At 51.2% G+C, this 12,055-nt stretch carries 12 protein-coding genes; 7 read left to right on the plus strand and 5 right to left on the minus strand.

The window, feature by feature from the left end; all coding sequences use genetic code 11:
• Nucleotide 1 precedes the first annotated feature (1 nt).
• From pth to ACXYMU_RS13585, 4 genes are all read left to right on the plus strand, one after another.
• A complete protein-coding gene (pth, locus tag ACXYMU_RS13570) occupies nucleotides 2-565 on the plus strand; it encodes an aminoacyl-tRNA hydrolase (RefSeq protein ID WP_458986957.1) in 564 nt (187 codons plus the stop codon).
• 79 nt (nucleotides 566-644) lie between these two features.
• Nucleotides 645-1,907, plus strand: a complete 1,263-nt coding sequence (locus tag ACXYMU_RS13575; RefSeq protein WP_458986945.1) for an MFS transporter — start codon at nucleotides 645-647, stop codon at nucleotides 1,905-1,907.
• Between the two features lie 79 nt (nucleotides 1,908-1,986).
• Complete coding sequence (locus ACXYMU_RS13580; protein ID WP_458986946.1) at nucleotides 1,987-3,225, plus strand: MFS transporter; 1,239 nt, start codon at nucleotides 1,987-1,989, stop codon at nucleotides 3,223-3,225.
• A gap of 177 nt (nucleotides 3,226-3,402) precedes the next feature.
• Complete coding sequence (locus ACXYMU_RS13585) at nucleotides 3,403-4,065, plus strand: GAF domain-containing protein (RefSeq protein ID WP_458986947.1); 663 nt, start codon at nucleotides 3,403-3,405, stop codon at nucleotides 4,063-4,065.
• 112 nt (nucleotides 4,066-4,177) lie between these two features.
• Here ACXYMU_RS13585 and metG read toward each other — a convergent pair whose 3' ends face one another.
• On the minus strand, nucleotides 4,178-6,217 hold the full coding sequence (metG, locus tag ACXYMU_RS13590; RefSeq protein WP_458986948.1) for a methionine--tRNA ligase: 2,040 nt from the start codon (nucleotides 6,215-6,217) through the stop codon (nucleotides 4,178-4,180).
• Between the two features lie 139 nt (nucleotides 6,218-6,356).
• Here metG and ACXYMU_RS13595 point away from each other — a divergent pair, with 139 nt between their 5' ends.
• Nucleotides 6,357-6,572, plus strand: coding sequence for a hypothetical protein (locus tag ACXYMU_RS13595; protein ID WP_458986949.1), 216 nt, complete (start codon nucleotides 6,357-6,359; stop codon nucleotides 6,570-6,572).
• A gap of 69 nt (nucleotides 6,573-6,641) precedes the next feature.
• Here ACXYMU_RS13595 and ACXYMU_RS13600 read toward each other — a convergent pair whose 3' ends face one another.
• The 4 genes from ACXYMU_RS13600 to msrB form a co-directional block, all read right to left on the minus strand.
• The gene (locus ACXYMU_RS13600) at nucleotides 6,642-7,058 is read right to left on the minus strand and encodes a hypothetical protein (protein WP_458986950.1); all 417 of its coding nucleotides are present in this window, start codon (nucleotides 7,056-7,058) and stop codon (nucleotides 6,642-6,644) included.
• 168 nt (nucleotides 7,059-7,226) lie between these two features.
• Nucleotides 7,227-7,493, minus strand: coding sequence for a hypothetical protein (locus ACXYMU_RS13605; RefSeq protein WP_458986951.1), 267 nt, complete (start codon nucleotides 7,491-7,493; stop codon nucleotides 7,227-7,229).
• A 150-nt stretch (nucleotides 7,494-7,643) separates the two neighbouring features.
• Nucleotides 7,644-8,420, minus strand: coding sequence for a DUF3050 domain-containing protein (locus tag ACXYMU_RS13610; RefSeq protein ID WP_458986952.1), 777 nt, complete (start codon nucleotides 8,418-8,420; stop codon nucleotides 7,644-7,646).
• A 93-nt stretch (nucleotides 8,421-8,513) separates the two neighbouring features.
• A complete protein-coding gene (gene msrB / locus ACXYMU_RS13615; protein WP_458986953.1) occupies nucleotides 8,514-9,071 on the minus strand; it encodes a peptide-methionine (R)-S-oxide reductase MsrB in 558 nt (185 codons plus the stop codon).
• A gap of 214 nt (nucleotides 9,072-9,285) precedes the next feature.
• On the opposite strand from msrB, the gene typA reads away from it, so the two are divergent.
• Together typA and ACXYMU_RS13625 are read left to right on the plus strand one after the other, a co-directional pair.
• A complete protein-coding gene (gene typA / locus ACXYMU_RS13620; protein ID WP_458986954.1) occupies nucleotides 9,286-11,088 on the plus strand; it encodes a translational GTPase TypA in 1,803 nt (600 codons plus the stop codon).
• A 245-nt stretch (nucleotides 11,089-11,333) separates the two neighbouring features.
• Complete coding sequence (locus tag ACXYMU_RS13625; protein ID WP_458986955.1) at nucleotides 11,334-11,963, plus strand: ATP-binding protein; 630 nt, start codon at nucleotides 11,334-11,336, stop codon at nucleotides 11,961-11,963.
• The last annotated feature ends 92 nt before the right edge of the window (nucleotides 11,964-12,055 follow it).

Below are 12,055 nucleotides of genomic sequence, written 5' to 3' on the forward strand. Positions count from 1 at the left end.
TATGAAATACCTGATTGTAGGCCTTGGCAACATCGGCCCGGAATATGCAGATACGCGCCACAACATTGGTTTTATAGTGCTGGATTACCTGGCCAAAAAATTTGACGCCTCCTTCGAGGTAAGCCGACACTCCTTTGTGGCGGAGATCAAGAGCAAGGGCCGCACCTACGTACTCGTAAAACCAACCACCTACATGAACCTGAGCGGCAAAGCCGTTGGACATTACCTGAACACGCTGAAGTTACCCCCGGAGCAGATGATGGTCATCACAGACGACTTAGCCCTGCCTTTCGGCAAGATCAGGATCCGGGCCAAAGGGAGCCCCGGTGGGCACAACGGCCTGAAGCACATCGAGCAGACCCTGGGGCATAACAACTATCCGCGCTTGCGTTTTGGCGTAGGCGACACTTTTTCGAAGGGCAAGCAAGTAGACTATGTGCTGAGCAAGTTCAGCGAGGACGAGCAGATAGAACTGCAAACAATCGTTGAGAAAGCGGCAGAGGCTGCGCTGGCTTTCGGGAGTATTGGGCTGGAGCGCACCATGAACCAGTATAACACGAAGTAAGGGCGCTCTCGTTAATGTATTCTGATGCCTTGCCCGGCAGCTTCATTACTGTTGCTGTTATACTGCCACCTACAACCCTATGAAACGAATCCTGCTGCTGTATAAAAACGCGTTCGGCGGCCTCTCCAGGCCTGCCTGGATGCTTTCGGTGGTGATGCTGATCAACAGGAGCGGCTCGATGGTGACGCCCTTCCTAAGCCTCTATGTAACCGACATGCTGGGATACAGCCTGCGCGAGGCGGGCATTATCCTAAGCATCTATGGGTTAGGCTCGGTGTGCGGTGCGTTTCTGGGAGGCTGGCTCAGCGATCGGTTCGGGCATTTCTGGGTGCAGTTTGTGGCGCTTACGCTGGGCGGCACCTTGTACTTCCTGCTGCTGCACCTCCGGGAGTTTGAGTACCTGGCAGGGGGCATCTTTATACTGAGCCTGGTGAACGATACGCTCCGACCGGCCAACGCCTCCTCCATAGCTTTTTATGCCCGCCCCGAAAACATGACGCGCGCCTTCTCCCTCAACCGGATGGCAATTAACCTCGGTTTTTCGGTGGGTCCGGCTGTCGGGGGTATGTTGGCAGCCCTTTCTTATCGCTGGCTATTTATCGCCGACGGAGCCACCTGCATTGCCGCGGGCATCTTCTTTTTCCTGTACTTCCGCAACCAACGCGGCCACCAGCAAACACCGGTAGCTGAGACCAGTACAAAAGCAACTGCGCCGGTGCGCTCTCCCTACCGCGACGGCTATTTCTTACTGTTGGCCCTGTTCTGCTGCAGCTATGCCGTCATGTTCTTTCAATTGTTCACCACCATGCCGCTCTACTACCGCCAGGCGTACAGCCTGCCCGAAAGCAGTATCGGCCTTTTGATGGCGCTGAACGGGGTAGTCGTTTTCCTGTTGGAGATGATTGTGGTATACCTGGTAGGCGAGCGTATTTCTAAGCGGCTCCTGATCTCGGTGGGGATGCTCATGCTAGGATTCTCCTTCATACTCCTGAATCTAACTGCTCATGTATCCATTCTCTATGTTTCGATGCTGCTCCTGAGCCTGTCGGAAATACTGGTGATGCCTTTTCTGGCCACGCTCACTGTAGAGCGCTCCGGCAGCACTAACCGCGGGGCCTATATGGGCCTCTATACCATTTCCTATGCCGCGGCACATGTCATCGCGCCTTACTTGGGCACGACCATCATCGCTGCGTATAGCTTTGCCACGCTTTGGTGGGCAACCGGCGGGCTGTCTGTTGTGACGGCGGCAGGCCTTTTCTGGGTAGTGCACCAAATGGAGAAGCAGCGTCTGGCACGGCAAGCCGCTACTGCCCAGCCGGATACCGCCCTGGCCGGATAAACAAATTAAACACCTTCAGAAGGTTGCAATAGAAATATTGCATATTTTGTCAGTGCAATCACCCTGGCACGCCCCTGATATGGGATCAATAGCACTAACCGTACGCAATGCATTCAGCGGGCTTAACAGGCCTACCTGGTTGCTGGCAATTATGATTCTGATCAACCGCATCGGGTTTATGGTATTGCCTTTCCTCGCAATCTATACTACCGAGGTATTGCACTATGACATAGCCAAGGCTGGTATCGTTCTTAGCTTCTATGGCTTGGGCTCTGTTTGCGCTTCGGTTATAGGGGGTTGGCTGACCGACCGGTTTGGGCAATTCCTCATTCAGTTTTTCAGCCAAATAGCGGGCGGTATACTTTACTTCTTGGTTTTGCAGTTACAGCAGTTTGAGTATGTGGTGGCCGGGGTGTTCGTCCTGGGTTTGGTGAATGACCTTATCCGCCCGGCAAATGCGGCAGCCATTGCGCAGTATGCTTCTCCCGAAACTACAACGCGCGCCTATTCCCTCAACCGGATGGCCATTAACCTGGGTTTTATGGTGGGTCCGGCGCTGGGAGGTATGCTGGTAGCCCTGTCTTATGATTGGCTGTTTTATGTGAACGGTACCACCAACATCGTGGCCGGATGTTTCTTTTTCTGGTATTTCCGAGGTATCCGCGACGCCGGGGCTCCTGATCATCCTGGAGAAGTGCCAGAAAGGCTAGCCCCTGCCCGATCTCCATACCTGGATATGACCTTCCTGCTTTTTGTATTGCTGTGTTCTTGCTTTGCCACCGTCTTTTTCCAACTGTTCTCTACTCTTCCGCTTTACTATAAACAGGTATACCAGCTGCCCGAAGACCGCATTGGCCTGTTGCTCTCATTAAACGGACTGGTAGTCCTGCTGGTAGAGATGGTGCTGATTTACCAGTTGTCCAAATACGCTAAAAAGAAGGTATGGATAGCAGCTGGTGTCTTGCTGCTTGGGATATCGTTTATCCTCTTAAACCTGGTGCAGCACGCGTTCATACTCGTGGTGGCCATGTTGCTGTTCAGCCTTTCCGAAATACTGGCGATGCCGTTCATGTCCACGCTGACGGCAGAGCGTTCAGATGCCAACAACCGGGGCGCTTATATGGGGCTGTTCACAGTATCGTGGGCAGCACCGTTAATAGTCGCGCCTTACCTCGGCACTGCCATCGTGACCACTTATGGCTTTACTACATTATGGTGGGCTTCGGGCGGGCTGGCTTTGTGCACGGCAGTCGGGCTATATGGGTTGGTGCAAAAAATGGAGCAGCAGAAAGAACGGCCTGTGCCTGCATTACACTAGCAAATTGGGCCTGCTTTGCCGAACACATGCCTGCTGAAAGGCGCCATTTGTGTTTTAACTTTATATTTCCTTACTTTCACAGGGCTTAGATCATCTTCAGCCCTATGTTGGCAGGTTAGGCTGAGCATTGGAACGATGCTTGCAACACTGATCACATCACATTAGCTACAAGAAATTATGAAAGTAGAGTTTAGCGAGGACGAAAGAATTAAAGCACTTAGACGGTATGAAATCCTGGACACGCCGGAAGACGGCAGTTGGGACAGACTAACGCGTTTGGCTGCTAAGATATTTAACATGCCAATTGCTGTGGTTAGCCTAGTTGATACAGACCGAATCTGGTTCAAATCCCATTATGGGTTAGATGTTCGGGAAATTGGCACTGACCCTGGTTTGTGCACGACGGCCATCTTATCAGACGATATTTATATTGTGGAGAACGCTATCGAAGACCCGCGCACGCTGACCAACCCGCTGGTGGTGTCAGAATTCGGCCTTCGGTTTTACGCTTCTGTGCCCCTCAAAACGGCTGATGGCTTTAACATCGGCACCTTCGCCGTCATCGATAACAAGCAGCGCTACCTCACGGAGTCGCAGCAGGAGACTTTGAAAGAGTTGGCTGGCATTGCCATGGACGAGATTGAGCTGCGCCTAGCTGCCCGACGTTCGGCCAGGCAGGTAAACCAACTTTTAGAGGCGACACGCTCGCACCTGCAGGATGCGGTGGTAGAGATTGCCATGGTGCCCGTAACCGAGCGAAAAGAAAGCTTTACCAAAATAGCGGAAGCTTCCCGCGAGATCATTTCACACATTGAGGATCACCTCTCGAGCCAGAATTAAGTTTATACCCTCTACCAAAAAAGCCCCGCCATGCAGTTCAGCGCATTGCGGGGCTTTTGTATTGGGGCGAATATAGCAGAACGCTTCCTTGCGCAATACTACAGCTAGGTTGCTAGCTAACGTTTCCTCCGTTTACGATCTGTTTGCTCGGCTGCACAAAGGCCAGTGAGCCATCTGCATGCTCTGCCATCAGGATCATCCCCTGGCTGGTGATGCCCTTGATGTCGCGCGGGGCCAAGTTCACGAGTATGCTCACCTGCTGTCCGACAATATCCTCCGGCTTGAAGTACTCCGCGATTCCGCTTACTACGGTGCGCTGGTCGATCCCGGTATCAATCTTGAGCTTCAGTAGTTTCTTGGTTTTCGCTACTTTCTCCGCTTCCAGGATAGTGCCGATGCGGATATCCATCTTCGAGAAATCCTCAAACGAGATATTCTCTTTGGCGGGCTCCGCCACGGCATTGGCAATTTCATTCGCCTTTTTGGTGTCCAGTAGCTTTTGCACCTGCGCCTCCACGGCAGCGTCCTCTACCCTCTCGAAGAGTAGTGCCGGGGTACCGATAGTATGGCCGGCTTCCACCAGGTCAGCAGCTCCCGCCTCTGCCCACTTGCCTACCGGCTTGTTCAGCATGCTGCTCAGTTTTTGCGAAGTGGTAGGCAGGAACGGCTCCATCAGGATGTTGAGGCTGGCAGAGATCTGCAGCGCGATGTTCAGGATCGTCTTCACGCGCTCGGCATCCGTCTTAATTAGTTTCCATGGCTCGGTGTCGGCCAGGTATTTGTTGCCCAAGCGCGCCAGGTTCATCAGCTCACTCAAGGCCTCCCGGAAACGGTAACGCTCGATAAGGTCCGCAAGCAGGGCTGGGTACTTGGCCAGTTGCTCCAGTGTTTCCTGGTCGATGGGCTGCAGCTCATTGCGGGCTGGCACTTCGCCTTCATAATACTTTTGGGTGAGCACCACGGCGCGGTTGATGAAGTTACCGAGTATGGCCAGCAGTTCATTGTTGTTACGGGCCTGGAAATCTTTCCAGGTGAAATCGTTATCCTTTGTCTCCGGTGCATTGGCCGCCAACACGTAGCGCAGCACATCGCCTTTGCCCTCAAAATCCTGCAGGTACTCGTGCAGCCATACCGCCCAGTTCCGGGACGTGGAGATCTTATCGCCTTCCAGGTTCAGGAACTCGTTGGCGGGCACGTTATCCGGCAGGATATAGTCGCCGTGGGCCTTCAGCATGCTCGGGAAAATGATGCAATGGAACACAATGTTGTCCTTACCGATGAAGTGCACCAGCTTCGACTCCTCGTCTTTCCAATACTTCTCCCAATCATCGGTCAGGGCTTTGGTGGCGGATATATACCCGATTGGGGCATCGAACCACACATACAGCACTTTACCCTCAGCGCCTTCTACCGGCACCGGTACGCCCCAGTCCAGGTCGCGGGTGACGGCGCGTGGCTGCAAGCCCTGGTCTATCCAGGATTTGCACTGCCCGTACACGTTTGGCTTCCAGTCGGCTTTGTGCCCTTCCACGATCCACTCGCGCAGCCAGGCCTCATACTCGTTCAGGGGCAGGTACCAGTGCTTCGTTTCGCGCATCACCGGCACAGCGCCGCTCAGCGTGCTCTTCGGGTTAATCAGGTCTGTCGCGTTCAGGGAAGTCCCGCAAGCCTCACACTGGTCGCCGTAGGCGTTCTCGTTGCCACACTTGGGGCAGGTGCCCACAATGTAACGGTCGGCCAGGAACTGCTGCGCTTTCTCGTCATAGTACTGCTGCGTGGTCTGTTCAATAAACTTGCCGTCGGCATACAGCTTCTTAAAGAAATCGGCGGCTGTTTCGGCATGTACCTCGGAGGAGGTACGGTGGTAGATGTCGAACGACACATTGAAGTCCTGGAAAGACTGCTTGATGAGCTCATGGTACTTGTCCACGGCCTGCTGCGGCGTGATGCCCTCTTTCTTGGCGCGGATCGTGATCGGCACGCCGTGCTCGTCGGAGCCGCACACAAATTTCACGTCGCGCTCCTGCGAGCGGAGGTAGCGCACATAAATGTCGGCGGGCAGGTATACGCCTGCCAAATGACCGATATGCACAGGCCCGTTGGCATAGGGCAATGCAGCGGTAACAGTATATCGTTTTGGAGTTGTCGTCATGGTCTGGTCTAAAACACAAATATACAAATAGAGAACGTATTGCGCGGATACCTGTTAGCAAATGCCAAAATCAGGAACCGCAACCGTCCTCTTTCTCGTTTTCCCGTAAGAGGAGCATCACCTATTTAACCACACGATCATGAAAAACAGCGATAATTTCAGAACCCGCAAGGACGATGGCGGCAGCCTGGGAGACAAGGACGAAAAGAAAAAAATAGCGGACAAGCCAGCCCCAAGAAAAGTAGACCGGGAATCGGAAAACACCCCGCCAGACCACGAGGTATACGTGGACCTGGAGCCCGATGAGCTGCACATCGGGGACGAGGAAGTAGATGATGCTTCGAAAAAAGATTGACAATCACCTAAGCAAAAGGCCTCCGGTTCATCTGAACCGGAGGCCTTTTGCTTGAACATATTTGTCATTCTAGTCTACTGGAGGCGCGGGTGGCGGCACTGGTGCGGCAGGCGGCACGGGGGCTGCCGGTGCTGCAACTGGCACCGGGTTTGCAGGCGGAATGGGCGGCACCACCGGGGCAAAAGGGGTATAAACGTTATGCCGCGAAGAATCTATCGGTGCATAGGGCAATTGCCTTGGGCGCAGGGCATTGGGTGTAGTGGCTGGCAGGTTGCGGTCAAACTCTTCGATGTTGCGTTTGCGGTTGATCTCGCTCGCCTGGCTGTTCATGCGCCGTTGCAGGTTATCGCCTGCGTTGGAGCGCAACGTTACCCGCTCATTTACCCGCACATCACCTGGCAGGCTCTCCTGCCCCTCCGACAATGAGGTACAGCTGACTGCCCACAAACTTATTCCTGCTATGTACACTCCTCCTGGTATCTTCATCACATATCCGTTTAATAGTCATTTGTCTTTTCTAGTACTTCCTCTAGTATACGGTATACGGCTTTGCTATGTAACCGGGCTTAGGAATAAGCAGGCATGGCTGGGCATACATGCAAAAAGGCAGTGACCGGAGCCACTGCCTTTCTTAAAAATATCATCCAATAGCGGTTAGGATTTTTTCTCCTGAAGGTGCTTGTGCCCTACCTGCGTGAGCATCAGGCCATCCGGAGCCGGGTTAACATAGCCCTCCTTCGATAAATGAAGCTCTGCCTCTTTTTGCACGTCCTTGTAATGCGGATACTTTTCCTGGAGGTATGGGTAAAGCTGCTGGTACTGCAGTACGTCTCCCTCTTTAATATCCATCTCCCTGAAAGCACTCATGATGCACTGTGCGGTATTCTCTATATTGTCTGCGTCTGAATGTAATTCTGTCATCACTTTATTTCTTTAGTTTGACATAAAGTACGGCAGCCATGGGTTGATTGTTGGTTTGTTCTAAATTGTTGATTAGCAGAAAGTGCAAATATACATTTAGTCATATATACAATTAACCATACAACAATTTAACCATTTAACTATTTAGTATTACGCCTCAGCGGGTAGCAGGCTGCGGATTCCGTTCCACAACTCGATGCGCTGCTCGATACAGGATTTCGACACGTCTAGTGCCTCCTGCCACTTATCGTCGTCATCGCCGCACAACTCAGATACCATTTGCAGGGCCAGCGGTGTATGCACTTCCTCGTCTAGCTGCACATGGCGGTCAAGGTAGTAAATGAAGGTGCTCAGTTTCCCCGGAAAGCGCTCGTTCAGGTCGGCGATCAGATGGCGGAACATGTCCGGAATCAGGTCTTCGCGGCCAAAGGTAAAGGCAGCAGCCACGGCATGCGGCTTGCCGGAGTTGATCACGCTGAAGGTATTGCGCACGAAGTACTTCACGCTGGCGTCAATCCCCACTTTATCGAGGGCGCTATTTACGGTGTTTCCATCGCTCAGGCTTTGGAGCAGCTGCTCGATCAGGGCTTTGTTGGCCCCTGCCTCGTCCATAGCCCGAAGGTATAACTCAAAGTGACTGATCGGGTTACCCTCCTGGTCCACGTCGGTTTCCTCTTCCAGCACAATCTCATTGATCAGGCGGCGCGTGCTGGGGCTACCGGTTGGCACCCAGGGCAAGGTTACGCAAGTCAGGTCGCGCTGCAGGGCCTTGAGCAAACTCATGAAGTCCCAAACGGCAAACACGTGGTGCTCCATAAATAGCTTCAGGTCATCCAGCGTCTGCAGGGATTGGTATACGTTGTGTTGAAGCAAACGCTTCCGGTGCTCTCGTAGCGCCTGCTGTAGCGCTTCTATGCGGTTATTCATAAGCCATGTTAGATAGGGTATCGGGGTTTCTTTGACGCGCTGGTTTCAGGTTGCCAAAGCGAAGGCAATACAGCCCAAAGGCCCGAAAAGTTTTTATTTTTTCGCAAAGGTAAGGGCTGCCGAGTTAAGGCAATAGCGCAAGCCGGTTGGTTTTGGGCCATCGTCAAACACATGCCCGATGTGCGAACCACAGCGGGCACACTCTACTTCGGAGCGCACCATACCCATTGTACGGTCTTCAACAATCTTAACGCGTTTGGCCTCCAGGGGGGTATAAAAGCTGGGCCAGCCTGTGCCGGACTCAAACTTGGTGCGGGAACTGAACATGGGGTTGCCGCAACCGGCGCAGGAATAAATGCCTTTCTCGTGGTTATCGTTGTACTTGTTCTTGAAAGGGCGCTCGGTGCCTTCCTGCCGCAGCACATAATACTGCTCCGGTGTCAGCATGGCTTTCCACTCTGCCTCTGTGTGCACCACGGTGTCCTGCAAGGGCACCTCGTTCAGGCTGGCTATCTCGGCCTCCGTCAGCGGCTCTTCGCCACTGGCTTCCATAGCCAGGGAGGCGTTTCCGGTAGTCTGGGTTTTGCTTTGTTCGGCGCAGGCTGAGAGTTGCAGCAGCCCTGCCATCAGGAATAAAAAGTGTAGTTTCATAGGGTTAGATACGAGGCAAACGCCTGCTTGGCTTTCGGCTCATTTTGTTTTATAACAGCTTAAGAAACAAACTTCAAGCCAATAAGGTTAGCCCCAAAACCAGCGTTTTTATCGCCTAAGGGAATTTATTTACACACCTAACCTGTTTATTTCGAGCAGCATACTAAAAGTGTTAAGGCTTTTTTGTAATTTTGCGGCTCGAAAAACCAATTCAATGCAGAACATTCGTAATATTGCGATCATCGCACACGTAGACCACGGCAAGACAACGCTCGTGGACAAAATCATCCACGCTTCTAAGCTTTTCGCTGAGCACCAGCATTTCGACGACCTTATTCTGGACAATAACGACCTGGAGCGCGAGCGTGGTATCACGATCGTTTCAAAGAACGTTTCAGTTCGATACAAAGACGTAAAGATCAACATCATAGACACCCCTGGTCACGCCGACTTCGGTGGTGAAGTGGAGCGCGTACTGAAGATGGCCGACGGCGTATTGCTGTTGGTGGATGCCTTTGAAGGCGCCATGCCTCAGACACGTTTCGTATTAGGCAAAGCGATACAGCTTGGCCTGAAGCCGATTGTTGTTGTAAACAAAGTAGATAAAGAAAACTGCCGCCCAGACGAGGTGCATGAGCAAGTATTCGATCTGATGTTTAACCTCGACGCCACAGAAGACCAGCTGGACTTCGTAACGCTTTACGGATCTTCTAAGCAGGGTTGGATGAGCACCGACTGGACACAGCCAACTGACAATATCACTCCCCTACTGGATGCCATCATCGATGTGATCCCGCCTGCCCCATACCGTGAAGGTACGCCGCAGATGCAGATCACTTCCCTTGACTATTCTTCTTTCGTAGGTCGTATCGCGATTGGCCGTGTGCACCGTGGTACCCTTAAGGAAGGTATGCCGATCAACTTGTGCAAGGCGGATGGTACGTTCAAGAAAGGCAAGATCAACGAACTTCAGGTATTTGAAGGCCTTGGCCGCAAGAGCGTTTCTGAGGTATCAGCAGGCGAGATTTGCGCGGTAACAGGTATCGAAGGCTTCGATATTGGCGACACCATCGCGGATGCGGAGAACCCCGAGCCATTGGCGCGTATCTCTATCGACGAGCCAACGATGAACATGCTGTTCACGATCAACAACTCTCCTTTCTTCGGTAAAGAGGGTAAGTTCGTGACATCACGCCACCTTCGTGATCGTCTGTTCAAAGAAACGGAGAAAAACCTTGCCCTGCGTGTGCAGGAGACTGACCGTGAGGATACCTTCCTGGTATTCGGACGTGGTATCCTTCACTTGTCTGTACTTATCGAGACGATGCGCCGCGAGGGGTATGAGCTTCAGGTAGGCCAGCCACAGGTTATCTTCAAGGAAATTGACGGTGTACGCCAGGAGCCAATCGAGCACATGGTAGTAGACGTTCCTGAGGAGACTGCCGGTAAGGTAATTGAGCTGGTAACGCAGCGTAAAGGTGAGCTGACGATCATGGAGCCGAAGGGCGACCTGCAGCACCTGGAGTTCAACATTCCGGCGCGTGGCCTGATCGGTCTGCGTAACAACGTGTTGACTGCTACAGCTGGTGAGGCGATCATGAATCACCGCTTCAGCCGTTACGAGCCGTTCAAAGGAAACATCCCGGGCCGTAACAACGGTTCTATCATCTCGATGGAAACGGGTGCCGGTACTGCTTACTCTATTGATAAGCTGCAGGACCGTGGTTTCTTCTTCGTTGATCCGGGCGTTGAGGTATACATGGGCCAGGTAATTGGTGAGCACAGCCGCCAGAACGATATCACGGTAAACATCCAGAAAGGTAAGAAGCTGACCAACATGCGTGCTTCCGGTTCTGATAACAACGTGAAGATCGCTCCTGCCAAGCAGTTCTCTTTGGAAGAAGCCATGGAATACATCCAGAAGGATGAATTGCTGGAAGTAACGCCGAAGAGCATCCGCATGCGTAAGATTTACCTCGACGAGAACGAGCGTAACCGCATGTCAAGAGCTGACTAAGCTTACTAGCGTTCGCTATATATAAAACGCCTGCCGCAGCAATGTGGCAGGCGTTTTTTTGTGCTCCTTGTTTTTGTAAGGCTTCATAATGCTGAACCGTATAATTCCAATTCTATACAAGTAAAATTACTATATTGAGTCCGGAGTATAGAATGATAGAGCGGAAATCCATTCATGGTGCAGATATCATAAACAGGTACACCTATTAGCAACTAATTAGCACTAGTAAAAGCAACTAATAAAATATGACATATAAAGAATTTTATCAATCCTTTGGCCTAAAAGAATTTCCCTTCGACACGTTTACAACCGAAGACGAGATAGATGTTGCAAAAAAGATTTTCGTCGCACAAGGTGAGTATGATCCTATTTTGGATGCTTTTAAAAAAGGGAGGAATATTGTGATTATTGGAGAACGTGGAATTGGTAAAACGGCTATTCTCGAAGATTTCAAAAGGCATTTATCAGATAAAAAAAAGCCTTTCACGATAATCACTGATTTTTCTGAAATATCAGAAGTTCCTTCTAATGAAGAATTATACAAGATAATAATATCAAATTTTATAATTGAACTTCTATCAAGAGTTGGCAATAACCCTTTGAAATTAAGAAAGTTGAATAAGGAAAGTAGAACAATTCTATCATACTTTTTGGCCTCATTTGTACCGACAGTTTCATTGAATACTCTTAAGGATCGAGTTTCCTCTATTCAATTACCTCCTTGGACAAGATTCGCTAATTCGTGTTATAACCATCTGCGTAAACCACTGAATTTTACAGGAACTGTAGGTCAAAATTTAACTTACCAATACTTGCTAAAACATTACTCATTTTTACCTCCATTAGAAGCTGTTTTAAAAGGTAGTTATGGATAAAAAGAGTGCCCACTTTGGTTAAGAAAGTTGAACGACCAACTAATCAAAACCTAGGTGAGCACCAATCAAAAGAAACAAAAAAGGAAGCCTTA

This window comes from Pontibacter sp. CAU 1760, assembly GCF_054482735.1.